The sequence below is a fragment of the Kitasatospora sp. NPDC048545 genome, from assembly GCF_040651155.1.
Taxonomy (GTDB): domain Bacteria; phylum Actinomycetota; class Actinomycetes; order Streptomycetales; family Streptomycetaceae; genus Kitasatospora.
On sequence record NZ_JBEZIQ010000041.1, the window covers coordinates 58161 to 76058 of the forward strand.

A 17898-nucleotide genomic window follows, 5' to 3' on the forward strand; every position below is an offset into this window, starting at 1 on the left:
CCCATTCCCGATCCGGTGTGGTTGTGGAAGTGCCTACCACCCGGCGCGGCTTGGGAATCGCCGGGGGCTGATCGGGCTCAGGGGTGGGTGGTGTGGGTGGTGGCCTGGGTGCGGCAGTGGGCGAGGGCGTAGGTGATGCGGCTGTCGGGGGTGGGGGCTGCGGCGAGGAGTTCGCCGGCGGTGACGAGGGTGGTCCAGTAGCGGGCGGGGTTGCCGGTGCGGGGCATGGGGTGGGCGGCGGCGAGGGAGAGGTAGGCGGTGGTGAGGTTGCCGGTGGTGAACCAGCGATCGAGGCCGTGGCGGTGGCCGGCTCGGATGCCGCCCATGGCGTCGATGGCGACCAGGAAGAGGTCGATGACGGCGCGGTCGGTGTCGGTGAGGGTGGCGGGGACGTCGAAGACGCCGAGGGCTTCGAGGAGTTCGCCGGTGTCGGCCTCGGAGCCGGGGCGGGGGTGGGCGAGCAGGGCGGCGAGGCAGTCGTCCAGGCGGCGGGTGGCCTCGGCGGCGGGGATGCCGAGCGCGGCGCAGACCGCCTGTGCGGCGCGCAGGGGGTGGCCGGTGCGGCGGGCGAGGGTGGCGTAGGCGGCGGCCGGGGTGACGGCGGTGTCGAGGAGGTGCCGGGCGGTGTGGGCGAGTCGCATGGTGGGGGCCTCCGTTCAGACGGCGAGGGCGGCGGGAGCGGACGGGGGCGTGAGGGCGGGGGCGATCAGGGCCCAGACGAACTTGCCGATGCCTCCGGATCGGGGGCAGCAACCCCAGCGCTCGGCCAGCTCGTTGACGAGGAGCAGTCCGCGTCCGCACTCCGCGTCGGCGGTGGCGGTACGGACGGAGGGGCGGCCGGTGCCGGCGTCGTGGACTTCGAGCCGTAGGCGGTCGCCGACGACGGCGAAGCGGACCTCGATCAGTCGGTCGGCGGGCGCGTCGGAGTGCTGGACCGCGTTGGCGAAGAGTTCGCCGAGGAGGAGTTCGGCGGTGTCGGAGTAGCGCTCACCGGAGGGCAGGCCGGCGAGGTAGGCGCGCAGGAAGAGACGGGCCAGGGGCGTGGAGGCGGTGCGGGAGTCCAGCCGGGCAGCAAAGGCACGGGGGCAGCGGGAATCGGGCATGGCGAAGTACCTCAGGGGGCGTATGGGGAGCGCGAGAGTAGTGCGCAATCACGCTATGCATGCAAATGATTGCGTTCTGGTGTCAATCATCGAGGCTGCGGAGGTACGGTGACGCCAGATCGACGTGCGGGACGTGCGGAGCACAACTGGGGGCAGTCATGGCACAGCGGAAGACCAAGCGGGGGACGACCGCCAGCTCCGCGATCATGTTCGGCGAGGAACTCAAGTACGCCCGCGAGGCGGCGGGCTACACGCAGGAAGAGGTCGGCAGGCTCCTGCACTGCGACCGGACGGTGCTCTCGCGGATCGAGAGCGGCAAGCGGAAGCCGTCGATCGAGGAAGTCGAGGAGGTCTCGCAGCTGTTGAACGCCGGGGACCTGCTGATGCGGCTGTACGGCCGGGTCGATTGGAACGCGTCGATCGAGCACCCGGACTGGTTCCAGGAGTACGTGGACGCTGAGGCCATCTCCATCGGACTGCGGGCCTACCAGGATGGCGTGATGTACGGCCTGTTGCAGTGCCCGCAGTACGCACGTGCCGTATTCGCGGCGGGCAGTCCGGATGAAATTGAAGAGCAGATCAGGGCTCGACTCAGTCGGCAGAGTCGGTTCCTTGCCCCTGACGGGCCGCTACTGCTCGTCATCCTCGATGAGAGTGTCATCCGCATGGTTGTGGGTGGGCCGGAGGTGATGAAGTGCCAGATGGAGCACCTGCTGCGTTTGGCGCAACTGCCGAACGTCATCATTCAGGTGGCGCCGTTCTCGCACCGGCGGCTTATCATCAACGCAGCCATGGTATTGCTGGACCTGCCGGACGGGCAGCGTTTGGTCTACTCGGAGAGCCTCGATCGGGGACATCTGACTGGTGCTTCCGACGCCGTAGCCAAGCACCAGCGTCGCTATGATCAGCTCCGTGCTGAATGCCTGTCAGAGCGTGACTCGCTCCGGCTGATTGCCGATGCGTTGGAGGGTTTCAGAGATGATGAGCAACGAACTCGCCGCAGCCGCCTGGCGGAAGAGCAGCTACAGCGGGGACAACGGAGGCGCCTGCATCGAGGTAGCCCCCGGATTCCCCGGCCTCGTCCCCGTTCGTGACTCGAAGGATCCGCAGGGTCCGGCGCTTGTTTTCCCGGCCGCTGCGTGGGAAGCGTTCGTGGCGGCCGTCCGTGAGGGCGACTTTCCGGCGTAGGGCTCATCAGGGAGTCGGCCATACCGGTTTGGCGGAAGAGCAGCTACAGCGGCACCAATGGGGGCAACTGCATCGAGGTGGCCCCCGGATTCCCCGGCCTCGCCCCCGTCCGTGACTCCAAGGGCCCGGACGGCCCGGTCCTCGTCTTCCCCGGCTCCTCGTGGGGTGTCTTCATCGCGGCTGTCCGGAGCGGGCGCTTCCCCGTCGAGGGTTGACCCCGGATCTCGGCGACGCGGCAGCCGGCGTTCCGCCCGTCGGGCGTCTGGTCGCGTCCCCCTGCCGTAGCCGGGAAGCCCCCCGGGGCGGCTTCCGGCGCCCGGGCCTCGTCGCCCTGTCCCCGCTTTGCCTGCCCCGTCCCCGCGCACCCGATTCAGTCCGATCCGGGCCGATGGTAGGCGGCCGAACAGGGGTCACCCGGAGGTGGTCGGAGGCACCCCTGGGAATGGTCTATAGTTAACCCATCACCCAGATGCGCGGGTGGCGGAATAGGCAGACGCGCTGGATTCAGGTTCCAGTGCCCGAAAGGGCGTGGGGGTTCAACTCCCCCCTCGCGCACAGCGAACGGCCGGTCGATCTTCGGATCGACCGGCCGCTTTGTTTTGTCCAGCCGAGCCGCCGTCCTCGCCCGGCCCGCCCCGGCCGGCGCGCTACGGGCACTCGCCGAACCGGCACTCTTCAGCCTCGTCATGGACGCCCTGGTGTACGACCGGCTGACACCCGGAGCCGGAGGGCCGACCGGCGCTCACCGATCGCCCGGTGATCGGGACTGCTCCCTCGATCGGGGGAGGTCGGCTCCCCGGCGCCTGGCAATACTTGCGTCCATGATCAACGTTCTTCGGCCGCTGCTGCGCGGCTCCACGTATTCGGGTGTGCTGTTCGCCGTTCTGGGGGCGTTGGCGGGGTTGCCGTTGGCGCTGGTCGCGCTGGTGCCGGTGGCCGGGATGCGGGCGGATCCGTACCTGCTGTCGGCGGTGTTGTCGCTCGCGCTGTGGGTGGTGCTGATCGGGGCGGTGGGGCTGGCCGGGGCCACCCGGCGGGTGCTGGTCCGGGCGGCGCGGCGGCTGCTGGGGGTGGCGGTGCCGGATCCGGTGAAGGGCGCGCCGGGGGAGCGGTGGCGGACGCCGGTGTTCCTGGTGCTGCACGTGGCGCTGGGGTGGGCGGTGCTGTTCGGCGGGAGCGTCCTGCTGACGATGGCGGTGACGCTGCCGGGCAAGTGGGTGTCGGGTGAGGCGCGGGTCAGCCTGTTCGGATGGGCCACGGACCTGACGGGCGGCTGGAGCTGGGTGGTGTCGGCGGCGTGCCTGGTGCTGGCGGTGGCGCTGTTCGTGGGGGTGTCGGGTGCGCTGCGGTGGCTGGCGCCGCGACTGCTCGGGCCGTCGCCGGCGGAGCGACTGGCGATGGCGGCGGAGCGGGAGCGGGCACTGGCTGAACGCAACCGGCTGGCGCATGAGTTGCACGACTCGATCGGGCACACGCTGACCGCCGCCACGATCCAGGCCGCCGTCGCCGGTGAGGTGCTGGCCGCCGATCCGGCGGCGGCCCGGGCCGCCATGCGGAGCATCGAGGAGTCGACCCGCGCGGCGCTGGAGGACCTGGACTACGTGCTGGGGGTGTTGCGGGACGAGGAGGCGGCCGCCGCGCCGACCCGGACCCTCGCGGACCTGCCGGAGCTGCTGGACCGGCTGCGGCACGCGGGCGCGGTCGTGGAGGCGGAGGTGCTCGGTGACGGGGCGCGGGTGCACGGCACGCTGTCCCGGGCCGCGTACCGGATCCTGCAGGAGGGCCTGACCAACGCGTTGCGGCACGGCGCGGGCGGGCCGATCCTGCTCCGGGTGGCGGTGGCCGAGGAGGGACTGGACCTGAGCGTCGACAACGAGGCGAAGCCGGGGCCGAGCGGTTTCCCGACCTCCGGCCACGGCCTGCCCGGCCTCGCGGAGCGGGTGCGGCTGCTGCACGGCGAGTTCGAGGCGGGCCCGTACGGCACCGGCACCGGCACCGGCGAGCGGCGTTGGCGGCTGGCCGTCCGGCTGCCGATACGGTGGGCCGCGTGAGCAGCCCGGAAGCCCCCGTCACCGTCCTGATCGCGGACGACGACGCCGTGACCCGCAGCGGCCTGAGCACCCTGCTGGGCCTCCAGCCGGGCATCGCGGTGGTCGGGCAGGCGGCGGACGGTGTCGAAGTGGTCGAGCGGGTGCGGCAGCTGAGGCCGGACGTGGTGCTGATGGACGTCCGGATGCCGCGCCGCAACGGGATCGACGCGACTCGCGAACTGCTCGCCGACAGCGCCGACCCGCCGAAGGTGGTCGTGATCACGACCTTCGAGAACGACGACTACGTCACCGCCGCCCTCAGCGCCGGCGCGAGCGGCTTCGTGCTGAAGCGCCGGCCCGTCCCGCAGATCGCGGAGGCGGTGCGGGTGGTGGCGGCCGGGGAGGCGGTGCTGTTCCCGGCGGCGCTGCGCCGGATGGTGGCGGCCCGTCCGCTGGGTGCGGCGGAGGCGCTGCCCCGGGCGGCGCTGACCGGCCGGGAGGAAGAAGTGCTGCGGCTGATGGCGACGGGGTCGTCGAACCCGGAGATCGCGGTGGCGCTGACGGTGAGCCTGGAGACGGTGAAGACGCACGTGGGGAACGTGCTGACCAAGCTCGGCGCGCAGAACCGCACCCATGCGGTGGTGCTCGCGTACGAGTCCGGGCTGGTGGTCCCGGGCCTGCCGGGCGCGTGACCGCCCCGGGGCCTGCCGCCCGGCCCCGCCGCCGTCCCCGCCGCCGCCGTCGGGCGGTGGTGCGGGTCAGGGCCTCGGGTCGACGGGGGTGAGGACGCCGAGCCGGTCCTCGACGGCCTGCGCGGCGGCCAGACAGAGGTCCTCGCGGAACGCCCGTCCGACGATCTGCACGCCGGTGGGGAGGCCGTCGGCGGCGAGTCCGGTCGGGACGGCGACGGCGGGGACGCCGACGAAGCTGGTCACCGAGCAGAGGCGCATGGCCGTGGCGACGCGGTCCCGGCCCTCCTGGTCGCGCGATTCCAGGCCGGGTTCGACGGGCGGCTCGGTGAAGACCGGGCCGAGCAGCAGCGGGTGGTGGTGCAGGAACTCCGTCCAGGAGCGGCGGATGTTCATCCAGGCGCTCATGAGGCGGATGAGCCCGGCGGCGTCGGCGGGCGGGGTGCTGCGCATCGTCAGCTCGATGTAGCGTTCGCCGCCCGCGCCCAGCAGGCGCTGTACGGCGGGCCAGTTCGGGGCGAACTCGGTGACGGCGAGGCGGTGGTAGACGTCGAGGGCCTCGTCCAGCCGGGGGACGTCGGGGACGTCCCGCACGTCGTACCCGGCGGCGCGCAGCGCGTCGGCGGCGGTCTCGACGGCCCGGCGGACGGTGGGGTGGATGCCGAGGCCGCCCGGGTCGGCGACGACGGCGACCCGGAGCGGGCCGTCGTGCGGTTCCGCGGAGGGCGGGCCGCCGCGCAGGGGGACCGGACCGCCGTAGAGGGGGACCGGGACGGCGCGCGGGTCGCGGGGGTCGGGGCCGGAGAGGGTCTCGTAGGCGAGCCGCAGGTCGGCGACCGTGCGGGCCAACGGGCCGTCGGTGACCAGGACTTGGGAGGCCGGTCCGGGGTCGTCCGGGCCGATCAGGCGCTGGTCCGCGGGGAAGCGGCCGGTGGTCGGTTTGAGCGCGGCGACACCGCAGAAGGCCGCGGGGATCCGGACGGAACCGCCGGAGTCGTTGCCGAGCCCGAGCGGGGCCATGCCGGCGGCGACCGCGACGCCGTCGCCGCCGCTGCTGCCGCCGGGGGTGCGGCTCGGATCCCAGGGGTTTCGGGTGTCGCCGTAGAGCTCGCTGACGGTGTGCATCCCGGAGAGGATCAGGGTCGGCATGTTGCTGTGGCCGATGGGAATCGCCCCCGCGGCGCGCAGCCGGGCGACGGGGACGGCGTCGGCGGCCGCGACGTGGTCGCGCAGGTGCGGGGTGCCGAAGGTGGTGGGCACGCCCGCGATGGGGGTGCACTCCTTCACGGTGAAGGGCACGCCCGCGAGGGGGCCGAGTTCCCCGCCCGCGGCGCGGCGGCGGTCGGTGTGCCGGGCGGCGTCGCGGGCGCGGTCGGCGAGGAGCTGGGTGACGGCGTTCAGACGGGGGTTGACCTCGGCGATGCGGTCCAGGTGGCTGTCGATGACGTCGAGGGCCGAGACGTCGCCGGCCCGTACGGCGGCGGCGAGTTCGGTGGCGGATTTGCTCCACAGGGGCACGGCGGTGGTCTCCTCGGTTGGTTCCGGTTGGTTCCGACTGGTTCCGACTGGTTCCGATGCGATTGCATCGGAACCATAGCCCGGGAGGCGATACGCTTGCATCGAAATAATGTGGGGAGCGGGGCGGCGAGGAGGCCGGACATGCCGAAGCAGGTCGACCACGAGGGCCGGCGTCGGCGGATCGCCGACGCCGTCTGCCTGCTGGTGGACGAACACGGCCTGGAAGGCGTCACCCTGCGGGACGTCGCCACCCGCGCCGACGTGTCGATGGGAGCCGTCCAACGCTGCTTCCGCACCAAGGAGGAGATGCTGCGGTTCGCCCTCGCGCACATCGGCGAGCGGGTCACCGCTCGGGTGCGGAGCCGCCTGGCGGTCGGCCCGGCGCCATCGGCCGCCGGTGAACCCGGCCCGGCGCCATCGGCCGCCGACGAACTCGCCCTGGTCGCCGGGGAAGTGGCACTGCTGCGCGAGGAACACCGGGCCGAGGCCAGGATCTGGCTGGCCTTCGTCGCCGGGGCGGCCGTCAACCCGGAACTCGCCCGGACACTGCGGAGCAGCTACGCGGGGTTGGAAGACCTCGTGGCGCGCCTGGTCGCGGAGGCCTCCGGAGGGACGCCGGCCGGGCGGGTCGAAGCCCGCACGCTGCTGGCCCTGGCGGACGGGCTCACCGCGCACGTGCTGATCGGGCACCTGACGGAGGCGGAGGCGGAGGAGGTCCTGCAGGCGCACCTGGCCGGGCTCTGGGGGCGCTGCTGAGCCGACGGGGCACGGCCGGGCAGCCGGGCGCGGCCGGAGGGCTGGGCACGCGTCCGCCGGTCCGTCGCCGTCCGGGCCGCTGCGGTGCCGTCCGTCGCCGTCCGGTCCGTTGCCGTCCGGTCCGTGGAAGGCCCGGAACGGAACGGGGCCCTTGCGGCAGGATCGGGGCCGACGCCGCTGGACACACCTGTGTTGGGAGAACCTGCCGTGACTGCCGTCGAGATCCCGGGGTCCAAGTCCATCACCGCCCGGGCGCTGTTCCTGGCCGCCGCCGCCGACGGCGTGACCACCCTGCACCGGCCGCTGGCCTCGGACGACACCGAGGGCTTCGCCCAGGGGCTGGAGGCGCTCGGGTACGGGGTCGAGCAGGCGGCGGACCGGTGGCGGATCACGGGCCGGCCGGCCGGGCCCGCCGTGGCGAACGCCGAGGTGTACTGCCGGGACGGTGCCACCACCGCGCGCTTCCTGCCGGCCCTCGCCGCAGCCGGTCACGGCACCTACCGCTTCGACGCCTCCGCCCAGATGCGCCGCCGCCCGGTCGCCCCGCTGACCCGGGCGCTGCGCGAACTCGGCGTGGACCTGCGGCACGAGGAGGCCGAGGGACACCACCCGCTCACCGTCGCCGCAGCCGGCGTCCGGGGCGGTGCACTCACCCTGGACGCCGGGGAGTCCTCGCAGTACCTGACCGCCCTGCTGCTGCTCGGCCCGCTCACCCGGGACGGCCTGCGGATCACCGTCACCCGGCTGGTCTCGGCCCCGTACGTCGGCATCACCCTGGCGATGATGCGGGAGTTCGGGGTCGAGGTGACGCGGGAACCGACGCCGGACGGCGAGGTGTTCGAGGTGCCCCCCGGCGGCTACCGGGCGACCGGGTACGCCGTCGAACCGGACGCCTCCACCGCGAGCTACTTCTTCGCCGCCGCGGCCGTCGCCGGCCGGGAGGTCACCGTCCCCGGCCTCGGCCGGGACGCCCTCCAGGGCGACCTGCGCTTCGTGGAGGTGCTGCGGCGGATGGGCGTCCGGGCGGAGGTCGGGAGCGACCGCACGACGGTGACGGGAGACGGCACGCTGTCCGGGACCACCGTCACCATGCGGGACATCTCCGACACCATGCCCACCCTCGCGGCGATCGCGCCCTTCGCCTCCGGGCCGGTGCGGATCGAGGACGTCCACAACACCCGGGTCAAGGAGTGCGACCGGCTGGAGGCCTGCGCCGCCAACCTGCGGGCGATGGGCGTCACCGTGGCGACCGGGGACGACTGGATCGAGATCCACCCCGGCACCCCGCGCCCGGTCGAGATCGCCACCCACGGCGACCACCGGATCGTGATGTCCTTCGCCGTCACCTCGCTGCGCACGCCGGGGATCACCTTCGACGACCCGGGGTGCGTGCGGAAGACCTTCCCGGGGTTCCACGAGGCGTTCGCGCGGCTGCGGGCGGACTGGGCGCTCTGACGGGAGCCCGGCCCGGACCCGCCGGAGGCCCACGAGCGGTGGCGCGCACGGGCGGCGGCGGGGCCACGCCGGGGCGGGCGGCGCCGGGAATCCGGTTGCCGCCCGGCGGCCCGGCCGGTGAGGATCGAGCCCGTGTCCGAGACGACGGCGTTCGACTGGTCCGAGCTGCGGCCCTATCCCAAGATCCCCGCGCGCGGCCGCCCCGGCGGGCCCGGCGGCCGCGAGTGGACCGCGACGGAGAAGGTGCACGGCGCGCACTTCGCGGTGGTCTGCGAGGGCGACTCCGTACGGCCCGCGAAACGGCGCGAACTGCTGGACGACGAGGGGCTGGACGGCTTCTTCGGCGTGAGCCGGATCTGGCCCGGACTCGCCGTCGCCGCCGCCCGGTTCGCCGCCGAGGTGCGCGGGGCGTGGGGCCCCGCTGCAGTGGTGACCGTCTACGGCGAGCTGGCCGGCGGCCACTACCCACACCCCGACGTGCCCGCCACCGCCGGGACCGGCCCGGTGCAGACCGGCGTCTGGTACGACCCCGGCCTGCGCTGGCTGCCCTTCGACGCCACCGTGCTGACGCCCGAAGGCCGTTGGTGGATCGCCGACCGGGACCTGCGCACGGCCGCGGCCGCCGCCGGGCTCACCTGCGTCCCGCTCCTCGGGCACGGCACGCCGAACGCGCTGCAGGACCTGCCGGTGCTGTTCCCGACCCGGGTGCCGGCCCTGTTCGGGCTGCCCGCACTGGCGGACAACCACGCGGAGGGCTACGTCCTCAAACCGGCCGGGCAGTGGCAGGACACGGGCGCGGCCGGGGCAGCGGCCCGTCCACTGGTGAAGGTGAAGCAACGGGCCTTCGCCGAGGACGAGCGCTACGGCGGCGCCCGCCCGTACCTGCCCCCGCCCGAGGGCGCGGCCGGCGTACCGGCCTGGCTGCTGGTCCAGGCGTCGGCACTGCTCACCCCGGCCCGTGCGGCGGCCGCGGTGAGCAAGCTGGGACCGCGGGCCGGCGGCGACGCCGTGGCGGGGGAGATCGCCCACGACGTGACGGACGAACTCGCCGAGGCCCTGGGCGGGTTGGACACTCCGGTGCTGACCGCATTGCGCCTGGCACTGGAGCCCGGAGCACGTACGCTGGCGTCGTTCGACGCGCAGGCCCGGCGCAACTCCTGACCGTGGGGAGCGGAATGGCTCAGACGAGGAAGCGGTTGTCGCGCACGGAGGCGTTACGACGGCGTTCCAGGGCGCAGTTCGTCGGTCGGCGCGCCCAGTTGGCCCTCTTCGCGGAGAACCTGCGCAAGGACCCCGACCCGGAGGCCACCGATGACCCGGCCGAATTCCTCTTCCACGTGCGTGGTGTCGGGGGCGTCGGCAAGTCCGCGCTGATCTCCGAATGGCGCGAGGCGGCCCAGCGATCCGGGGCGCTGACGGCGGTGGTGGACGAGAACGACGTCCGCGGCGTGGAAACCGCTTTGGGTGCGCTTGCCAAACAACTGGCCGAACAAGTTGGTCCGTTGAAGGATCTCGATCGCGCTCTCGATCAGTTCCGGCGGGCGTCGCAGGCCGCCGTCGACCACGTGCCGGAACAGCCTGTTGGCGGCGGGGCCGCCTCGTTGCCGTCCCGGATGGTGACGCAGGCTGCCTTCGGGGCCGCGTCGATGCTGCCGGGTGCGGGCGTCGTGGCGGCCCTCGCCAACCCCGACAACGTCGCCCTCGGCGCGGACCGCCTCATCGCGGGCATGCGCCAACGACGACGCAGTCACGACGGCGAGGAAGCGGCGCTCAGCCGGGCGTTCGTCGCGGAGCTGACGAAGCTGTGCGGACGGGGTGGGCGGTGGGTCGTCCTGTTCCTGGACACCTGGGAGCTGACCGGTCAGTACCTCGACGGATGGCTGCGCGATCTTCTCGACGGTGCCTACGGCGAGGTCCCGCTCGATGTCGTGGTGGTCCTGGCCGGCCGCGAGGAGCTGAGCGAACGGGACTGGGGCGCGCTGCGTCCGGCCGTGGTGGACGTCCCACTGGACGTCTTCACCGAGCAGGAGACCCGTGAACTCCTCGCAGCCCGGGGCGTCACCGCCCCCGAGGTCGTCGAGGCCGTGACGGGCATGTCGATGCGACTGCCGCTTCTGGTCGCGCTGTTGGCCCAGACCGACCTACAAGCCGTCGACGACATCGCGGAGGCGGGCGCCGACCTCACCGACCACGCGGTCCGGCGCTTCCTCCAGTGGATCCCGGAGCCAGAACGTCGCGAAACCGTCCTGGCGGCGGCGCTGCCCCTCCAGCTCAACCACGATCTGTTCACCTGTGCGGTGCCGCAGGCCCCAGGGGACGCCTGGGACTGGCTGCTGAACCAGCCCTTCGTGTCCGGCCGGGGTACCTACAGGCAGTACCACGCCGTGGTCCGGGCGAACATGCTGCGCCGCCAGCGGATGCACTCGCCCGTGCAGTGGTCCGCGGCGCACGGGCGACTGGTGCAGCACTTCTCGGCTGCCCGGGAGGCGGTGGAGCGGCGACTGCCCCGGTGGCGGTACAGGGGGGACGAACGGTGGCGTCGGCACGCGTTGAACGAGACGTACCACGGACTGTGCGCGGACGCGCCGGCGAACCTGACACAGGCACTGGAACATTTGGCCAGGATCGTCGGCGACGCACCCACGGATCTGGCGGCATGGAGCACCATGCTCACGCGTGCGGCGCAGGACAGCGGCGACGTGGAGCTGGCGGAGTGGGCCTCACGTCTGGGTGATGCCGCCGAAGCCGAGCAGCCGGAGCTGGAAGCGCTCACCGCGCTCTGTGGTCCGGAGTCGCCCCCACAGGTACGCGCCTGGGCGCTCGCACACCGGGGCGATCGCTACTTTGCGCTGGACCGGTACGAGGAATCCACCGCAGATCTCGACCGCGCGGTCGCGCTCTCGCCCGGGTTGCCCGAGGCACGCGCGTTCCGCGGCCGCAATCACGCGATGAACAACCGTACGGAGCAAGCCCTGGCCGACCTCGACGTCGCTCTCGGGATCGACCCGGTGTTCCCGTGGGCGCTGGGATATCGCGGTGTCGCGCAGATCGTCGCGGGCCGACCCGGCGAGGCGGTGCCGGACTTCGACGCGGCTCTTGCACTGGACCCGGAGATGACCTGGATCCTCTGGTTCCGGGGGCAGGCCAACGGGTTGGTGGGGCAGTGGGACCGAGCGATGTCCGACTTGACCGAAGCCCACCGACTGACCCCCGGCGCCGGCTGGCTGCTGGCTCGCAGGGGTGAGGTCCATCTCTCGGCAGGCAGGCCGGACGAGGCACTGGCCGACTTCACAGCGAGCCTGGAGCTGGATCCGGGAGATGTCTGGGCGCTCGGAACCCGCGGGGACATCCACCGCTCGGCGGGGCGCCTGGACGAGGCCGTCGCCGACTTCGGCGCAGCCCTGGCACTGGACCCCGAATTGACATGGCTGCTGGGGTTCCGAGGGCAGGCCCACTGGTCGGCGGGGCGCCCGGACGAAGCGATGGCCGATTTCGATGCGGCCCTGGAGCAGGATCCTCACCGTCTGCCCTGGGTGTTCGAGCTCAGGGGACAGGCTCATCGTTCCGCGGGGCGCCTGGACGAGGCGGTCGCCGACTTCAGCGCCGCCCTGGCATCGGAGCCCGGGGCCGGACGGCTCTTCGCCCAGCGAGGTGAAGCCCACCGGCTGGCAGGGCGGTTGGACCAGGCGGTGGCAGACCTGTCGGCAGCCGTCGCACTGAACTCCCGCGACGGATGGGCGCTCGCCCAGCGCGGTGAGGTCCACCGGTTGTCAGGCCGGTACGACGAAGCCTTGGCGGACCTCACCGCTGCGTGCGACACCGATCCCGCGAACGCATGGACATTGACCACGCGTGCCATGGCGTACGTGGAATCGGGCCGGTTCGATGAGGCAGTGGCTGACTACAGCGCGGTCATCGACAGGTGTCCTGACCACAGCAGGGGAGCACTTGTGACTCGGGGTGATACTCACCGGATGGCGGGTCGGCTGCACGAGGCGGTGACGGACCTCACCGCCGCCCTGGCGCTGGATCCCGAGGACAAGCCGGCGCGCGGGTGCCTGGGACAGGCCCAAGGACTGCTGGGCAGGTTCGACGAGGCTGCCGCGAACCTCTCGGAGGCCGTCGACGACACACCGGCGAGCCTGTGGATGTCGTGCGCACTGATCGCGGTTCATCGCCGGAACGGGAGGCTCCAGGACGCACGGACCGCCCTCAACCGCGCTGCACGGGTGGACCCCGAGGACGTCGGCTTGCTGGCGGAGTCGGCCGTGCTGCAGTTGACGGAGAACGGACGGGCGGCGTCCCTCGCCGCCTGGAACGAATACCGGGAGGCCGCGCACGGTTCCGGGAGCGCCGGCGAATCCTCATCGGCAGAGCTGCTTCACGGATTGGTCGCCGGGGACACCGCTCCGGACGCCCTGGTCGGTGAGTTCCTTGCCGAGCCCGGCGTCAGCGTGGTGCTGGTCGATGTCCGAGCGACGGTGGAGGAACTGGCCCGGGCGGAACTCCCCGTCGGACCGCGGGCCGAGGCTGCGTTGCGGTTGCTCGGGACACCTGTCGTACCGTGACCACCGGCACCTCCCGAGTGGGCGCCGTGGGTGCTGCGGGGACGCGGACGGATTCCTCGGAGAAAACTCCCGGCCGATGTCGAGGGACCGCTCCGTGGTTCCGACCGAGAGGTGACAGCGCGCCACAGGGGCGCGCGGGACCGGAGGGAACACCCGAGATGAAGTACGTCGCGATGATCTACGGCAACCAGGCCAAGTGGGACTCCTTCCCGGCCGAGGCGTGGCCGGAGGCGATCGCCAGGCAGGAGGCGTTCAACGCCAAGTACCGGGAGAGCGGCGAACTGGTCGGCGCGTACGGGCTGGCGGACGCGGCCGCCGCGCAGCTGGTGCGGCGGGCCGAAGGGGTGCCGGTGGTCACCGACGGGCCGTACCTGGAGACCAAGGAGTACCTGGCCAGCTTCTACCTCCTGGACTGCGAGAGCCTGGAGCGGGCACAGCGGATCGCGGCCGACATGCCGTTCGCGGACGTGGAGCCGGTGGAGCTGTGGCCGATCCTGCACGAGTCGCCGGTGAACGACCTTCCGGTGAACGGCTCTTCGGCGAACGACCTTTCGGCGAACGGGTGACCGTCGGCGGCGCTCCCGTCGAGGGCCTGCTGCGCGAACTGGCGCCGCAGGTCCTCGGCGTGCTGGTGCGACGGCACGGCGGGGCGTTCGACGCGTGCGAGGACGCCGTGCAGGAGGCGCTGCTGGCCGCCGCGCTGCAGTGGCCGACGGACGGGGTGCCGGCCAATCCGCGCGGCTGGCTGGTGACCGTCGCCGACCGTCGGCTGATCGACCGGGTGCGCAGCGAGTCGGCGCGCCGCCGCCGGGAGGAGGCACTGGCGCTGGCCACACCGCAGGCGGCACTGCTCGCCCCGGCCGCCGACGCCACCGACCCGGCGGCGGACGACTCGCTCGCGCTGCTGTTCCTCTGCTGCCACCCGTCGCTGTCCGTGCCGAGCCGGATCGCGCTCACCCTGCGCGCCGTCGGCGGCCTGACCACCGCCCAGATCGCCGCCGCGTTCCTGGTGCCCGAGGCCACCATGGCGCAGCGGATCAGCCGGGCCAAGCAGACGCTTCGGGCGGCGGGCGGACGGCTGGCGCTCTCGGAGGGGGAGAGCGGCGCCGCCCGGCTGGGCGAGGTCCGGCAGGTGCTGTACCTGATCTTCAACGAGGGGTACACGGCCAGCGGCGGCGAGGAGTTGACCGCCCCGCGGCTCGCCGCCGAGGCGATCCGGCTGTCCCGGCTGCTGCTGCGCCTCACCCCGGGCGACGCCGAGACGACGGGACTGCTCGCCCTGATGCTCCTCACCGATGCCCGCCGGCCCGCCCGCACCGGACCGTACGGCGAACTGGTGCCGCTGGAGGAACAGGACCGCGGGCGCTGGGACCGCGGACCGCTCGGCGAAGGGCTGGAGCTGATCGACGCCGCGCTCCCGGGCGGGCAGCCCGGGCCCTACCAGGTACAGGCGGCGATCGCCGCGGTGCACAGCGAGGCGGCGACCGCTGAGGACACCGACTGGCCGCAGATCCTGGCGCTCTACGACCTGCTGCTGCGCTTCGACGCCAACCCGATGGCCGCCCTCGGCCGGGCCGTCGCGGTGGCGATGGTCCACGGCCCGTCGGCCGGGCTCGCCCTGCTCGACGAGTTGGCCGCCGACCGGCGCCTCGCCCGCCACCACCGCCTCCTCGCCGTCCGCGCGCACCTGCTCGACCGCCTCGGCACCGACCCGTCCGCCACCGCCCGGACGTACCGCGAGGCTGCCGCCCGCACCTCCAGCGCCCCGGAGCGCCGCTACCTGACGGCCCGGGCCCATCGGGTCGAAGCCGGGTAAATATGTAGGTCGGTCTACTGATTCATGGGTCGGCGGGTGGGGGTGCGCGCAGGAAGTCGGCCTGGTCGACTTTTCGCGCTAACCGGCCCCCTGGCGCCAGGTTCTCGAACGGTAAATGTGTAGACCGGTCTGCATAATTTCTGCCCCGGCCGACCCTGTGGCGGCCTCGGTGGGGCGGAGCGGTGGGTCGAGGGTGGGTTCAGGGGGCGTCGAGGGGGCTTCCAACTCCGCTGGGACGGCCCCATCATGGGCTCCCGTTCAGGCAGAACCGTCCCCAGGAGGCAGAAGAGATGACGATCCCACTCCCCGTCCGGATCCAGGCCGCCGTCGTCCGGGGCATGTACGCCCTGCCGGAGGGGCTGCGGCGGGCGATCGCGGGCAAGCCGGTGGTGCGGGACGGGCAGACGCTCGCGCTGGACGCGCAGCTGATCCTCAAACTGCAGCGGCAGTCGAAGGCGGCCCTGGTGATGCCGGGCGGGGTCGGGCCCTCGCGAGCCGCGATGGAGTACGCGCGGCACCTGGTGGGCGGGCCGACGCTGGGGTCGGTGGCCGCGCGGGCCGTCGGGATCCCGCAGGAGCACGGGGAGCTGGCGGCGACGCTGTACACGCCGGACGGCCTGGCGGCGGGATCCGGCCTGCTGGTGTACCTGCACGGCGGCGGCTGGGTGGTCGGCAGCCGGTCCAGCCACGACCACGTCGCCCGGTTCCTGGCGCAGCGCGCACACGTGCGGGTGCTGTCGGTGGAGTACCGACTGGCGCCCGAGCACGTGTTCCCGGCGGCGGCCGAGGACGCACTGACCGCGTTCGACTACGCGTACGCCAAGGCGGCCGACCTGGGTGCGGACCCGGAGCGGATCGCGGTCGGCGGGGACAGTGCGGGCGGCAACCTGGCTGCCGTCGCGGCGCAGGAGGCCGTGCGGCGGGGCGGTCCCGCGCCGGTGTTCCAGCTGCTGCTGTACCCGGCGACGGACGCCTCGACCCGTCGCCCCTCGCGCGAGCTGTTCGCCGACGGCTTCTTCCTGACCGACGCCGACATGGACTGGTTCCTGGAGCGGTACGCGCCCGAGCCCGCCGACCGCACCGACCCGCGGCTGTCGCCGCTGCTCGCCGGGGACCTGTCCGGCCTGCCGCCCGCGTACGTCGGCACCGCGGGCTTCGACCCGCTGCGCGACGAGGGCGAGGCGTACGCGCGGGCGCTGCAGGGCGCGGGGGTGGCGGTGCGCTTGAGCCGGCAGCCGGATCTCATCCACGGGTACGCCAACTACATCGGCATCGGCCACCGCTTCCGGGAGGCGATGGCCGAGGCGGCGGAGGCGCTGCGGAAGGCGCTGGGCGCGGCGTAGCGGACAGCCGCAGTGCCGGTCGCTCCGGCGGGAGGGCAGGGGGCCAGTCGGAGAGCCGGGCGGTCGGGCAGCCGCGCAGTCGAGAGCCGCGCAGTCGGAGAGCCGGACAGTCGTACAGCGGACCGGCCGTGACGCGGCGGAAGGTGAAGAACCTGGTACGGGTGGAAGGGCGGGACCTCCAGAGGTCCCGCCCTTCGCCGTGCCCGGGTGCCGTCCGTGCGGCGGCCGTGTCCGGACGCCGTGCCCGGTGCCGCGTCCGGCCGCCGGGGCCCGCACCGCCCCGCCCGCGCCGGCCCGTCCGCACCGCCCCACCCGCGCCGCCCCACCCGCACCGTCCTGCCCGGGCCGGTTCGTCGGTGCGCGGGGGGTTCTCGGCGGCGGGCTCTTATTGTACTGTCCGTCTAATAAGCGGGTGAGCGGGAACCCGCAGGAGCAGGGACCAGGAGGCAGCCATGGCTCTCACCGACCCGGTGGCGCGGAGGCGGAGTCACCGTCCGGACGACCGCCACACCACGGCCGACGACGACGTCTCGAAGCGGCTGCTGGAGTCGGCCGCGACCCTCTCCTACGACCCCTCGACCGAGATCGACTGGGACGCCCCGCTCCCCGAGGAGCACTACGGCCTCAATCCGGAGTGGAGCACGCTCTTCGGCACCCGGTTGTGGGACGAGATGACGGAGCGGCAGCGGGTCACGCTGACCCGGCACGAGGTCTGCTCGATCATGAACACCGGCATCTGGTTCGAGATGATCCTCCAGCAGATGGTGCTGCGCGACCAGTACCTCAAGAACCCCGCCGGCGCCGAGTTCCAGTTCGCGCTCACCGAGATCGCCGACGAGTGCCGCCACTCGATCATGTTCGCCCGGGCCTGCGAGAGGATGGGCGTCCCCGCCTACCGCCCGAACAAGGTGATCGCCCAGGCCGGACGCGCGTTCAAGGCGCTCGCCAAGGGTGAACTCGCCTACGGTGGCATCCTGGTGGCCGAAGAGGTGCTCGACGTCATGCAGCGCGACTGGATGCGCGGCGAGAACGTGCTGGAGATCGTCCGCGGGACGTCCCGGATCCACGTGGTCGAGGAGTCGCGGCACATGAAGTTCGCCCGACAGGAGATCCGCGAGCGGATGCGGCACGCGAGCCCGGCGCGCCGGCGCGCCTCGGCCACCGGCATCGCCGTGGGCGCGTACGTCATCGTCAGCAGCATGGTCCACCCGGGCGTCTACAAGGCCGCCGGCCTCGACGTGCAGCGGGCGCTCGCCGAGGTGCGGGCCAACGAGCACCGCAAGGCGATGATGCGCACCAGCTCCCGGCACCTGATGGCCTTCCTCGCCGAGACCGGGCTGCTCACCGGTCGCTCGGCGGCCGTCTACCGCCGTGTGCACATGCTCTGACTGACCGTCAGGTCATGTCGAGCCCCGCCACCCTTCCCCCACGC

Annotated in this window: 16 protein-coding genes and 1 tRNA gene; 14 read left to right on the top strand and 3 right to left on the bottom strand. The window is 73.1% G+C overall.

The features are described 5' to 3' along the window. Positions 1-77: 77 nt before the first annotated feature. On the bottom strand, positions 78-641 hold the full coding sequence (locus AB0D10_RS31725; RefSeq protein ID WP_360262405.1) for a hypothetical protein: 564 nt from the start codon (positions 639-641) through the stop codon (positions 78-80). Positions 642-656: 15 nt separating this feature from the next. Then, positions 657-1103: an ATP-binding protein gene (locus AB0D10_RS31730; protein WP_360262406.1), complete on the bottom strand. Its 447-nt coding sequence runs from the start codon at positions 1101-1103 to the stop codon at positions 657-659. A 158-nt stretch (positions 1104-1261) separates the two neighbouring features. Here AB0D10_RS31730 and AB0D10_RS31735 point away from each other — a divergent pair, with 158 nt between their 5' ends. From AB0D10_RS31735 to AB0D10_RS31760, 6 genes are all read left to right on the top strand, one after another. After that, the gene (locus AB0D10_RS31735; protein WP_360262407.1) at positions 1262-2197 is read left to right on the top strand and encodes a helix-turn-helix transcriptional regulator; all 936 of its coding nucleotides are present in this window, start codon (positions 1262-1264) and stop codon (positions 2195-2197) included. Continuing rightward, positions 2154-2291 carry a DUF397 domain-containing protein gene (locus AB0D10_RS31740; RefSeq protein ID WP_360262430.1) on the top strand — a complete coding sequence of 46 codons (138 nt, stop codon included), beginning with the start codon at positions 2154-2156 and terminating at the stop codon, positions 2289-2291. The genes AB0D10_RS31735 and AB0D10_RS31740 overlap by 44 nt, the downstream gene beginning before the upstream one ends. Before the next feature lie 20 nt (positions 2292-2311). Next, a complete protein-coding gene (locus AB0D10_RS31745; protein ID WP_360262431.1) occupies positions 2312-2506 on the top strand; it encodes a DUF397 domain-containing protein in 195 nt (64 codons plus the stop codon). Positions 2507-2762: 256 nt separating this feature from the next. After that, positions 2763-2846, top strand: a tRNA-Leu gene (locus AB0D10_RS31750). A 266-nt stretch (positions 2847-3112) separates the two neighbouring features. Continuing rightward, complete coding sequence (locus AB0D10_RS31755) at positions 3113-4342, top strand: histidine kinase (RefSeq protein ID WP_360262408.1); 1230 nt, start codon at positions 3113-3115, stop codon at positions 4340-4342. Then, complete coding sequence (locus AB0D10_RS31760) at positions 4339-5013, top strand: response regulator transcription factor (protein ID WP_360262409.1); 675 nt, start codon at positions 4339-4341, stop codon at positions 5011-5013. The genes AB0D10_RS31755 and AB0D10_RS31760 overlap by 4 nt, the downstream gene beginning before the upstream one ends. A gap of 66 nt (positions 5014-5079) precedes the next feature. Here the strand turns inward: AB0D10_RS31760 and AB0D10_RS31765 are convergent, their stop codons facing one another. Further along, positions 5080-6528, bottom strand: coding sequence for an amidase (locus tag AB0D10_RS31765; protein WP_360262410.1), 1449 nt, complete (start codon positions 6526-6528; stop codon positions 5080-5082). A gap of 141 nt (positions 6529-6669) precedes the next feature. Here AB0D10_RS31765 and AB0D10_RS31770 point away from each other — a divergent pair, with 141 nt between their 5' ends. From AB0D10_RS31770 to AB0D10_RS31805, 8 genes are all read left to right on the top strand, one after another. Further along, positions 6670-7284, top strand: a complete 615-nt coding sequence (locus AB0D10_RS31770; protein ID WP_360262411.1) for a TetR/AcrR family transcriptional regulator — start codon at positions 6670-6672, stop codon at positions 7282-7284. Positions 7285-7491: 207 nt separating this feature from the next. Then, entirely contained in the window at positions 7492-8739 is a 1248-nt protein-coding gene (aroA, locus tag AB0D10_RS31775) for a 3-phosphoshikimate 1-carboxyvinyltransferase (protein ID WP_360262412.1), read from the top strand. Positions 8740-8871: 132 nt separating this feature from the next. Then, positions 8872-9900: an RNA ligase family protein gene (locus tag AB0D10_RS31780; RefSeq protein ID WP_360262413.1), complete on the top strand. Its 1029-nt coding sequence runs from the start codon at positions 8872-8874 to the stop codon at positions 9898-9900. 14 nt (positions 9901-9914) lie between these two features. Continuing rightward, positions 9915-13307 (top strand): tetratricopeptide repeat protein, encoded by a 3393-nt coding sequence (locus tag AB0D10_RS31785; RefSeq protein WP_360262414.1) that lies wholly within the window; start codon positions 9915-9917, stop codon positions 13305-13307. A 158-nt stretch (positions 13308-13465) separates the two neighbouring features. Continuing rightward, positions 13466-13873: a YciI family protein gene (locus tag AB0D10_RS31790; protein WP_360262415.1), complete on the top strand. Its 408-nt coding sequence runs from the start codon at positions 13466-13468 to the stop codon at positions 13871-13873. Then, complete coding sequence (locus AB0D10_RS31795; RefSeq protein ID WP_360262416.1) at positions 13870-15123, top strand: DUF6596 domain-containing protein; 1254 nt, start codon at positions 13870-13872, stop codon at positions 15121-15123. The genes AB0D10_RS31790 and AB0D10_RS31795 overlap by 4 nt, the downstream gene beginning before the upstream one ends. A gap of 290 nt (positions 15124-15413) precedes the next feature. Continuing rightward, positions 15414-16466 (top strand): alpha/beta hydrolase, encoded by a 1053-nt coding sequence (locus tag AB0D10_RS31800; RefSeq protein WP_360262417.1) that lies wholly within the window; start codon positions 15414-15416, stop codon positions 16464-16466. 452 nt (positions 16467-16918) lie between these two features. Beyond that, complete coding sequence (locus tag AB0D10_RS31805) at positions 16919-17854, top strand: diiron oxygenase (protein ID WP_360262418.1); 936 nt, start codon at positions 16919-16921, stop codon at positions 17852-17854. The last annotated feature ends 44 nt before the right edge of the window (positions 17855-17898 follow it).

Coding starts and splice junctions, on each gene's coding strand:
- AB0D10_RS31755 (WP_360262408.1), top strand. CDS start 3,113: ATGATCAACGTTCTTCGGCCGCTGCTGCGCGGCTCCACGTATTCGGGT.
- AB0D10_RS31735 (WP_360262407.1), top strand. CDS start 1,262: ATGGCACAGCGGAAGACCAAGCGGGGGACGACCGCCAGCTCCGCGATC.
- AB0D10_RS31785 (WP_360262414.1), top strand. CDS start 9,915: ATGGCTCAGACGAGGAAGCGGTTGTCGCGCACGGAGGCGTTACGACGG.
- AB0D10_RS31730 (WP_360262406.1), bottom strand. CDS start 1,103: ATGCCCGATTCCCGCTGCCCCCGTGCCTTTGCTGCCCGGCTGGACTCC.
- AB0D10_RS31790 (WP_360262415.1), top strand. CDS start 13,466: ATGAAGTACGTCGCGATGATCTACGGCAACCAGGCCAAGTGGGACTCC.
- AB0D10_RS31770 (WP_360262411.1), top strand. CDS start 6,670: ATGCCGAAGCAGGTCGACCACGAGGGCCGGCGTCGGCGGATCGCCGAC.
- AB0D10_RS31800 (WP_360262417.1), top strand. CDS start 15,414: ATGACGATCCCACTCCCCGTCCGGATCCAGGCCGCCGTCGTCCGGGGC.
- AB0D10_RS31725 (WP_360262405.1), bottom strand. CDS start 641: ATGCGACTCGCCCACACCGCCCGGCACCTCCTCGACACCGCCGTCACC.
- AB0D10_RS31805 (WP_360262418.1), top strand. CDS start 16,919: ATGGCTCTCACCGACCCGGTGGCGCGGAGGCGGAGTCACCGTCCGGAC.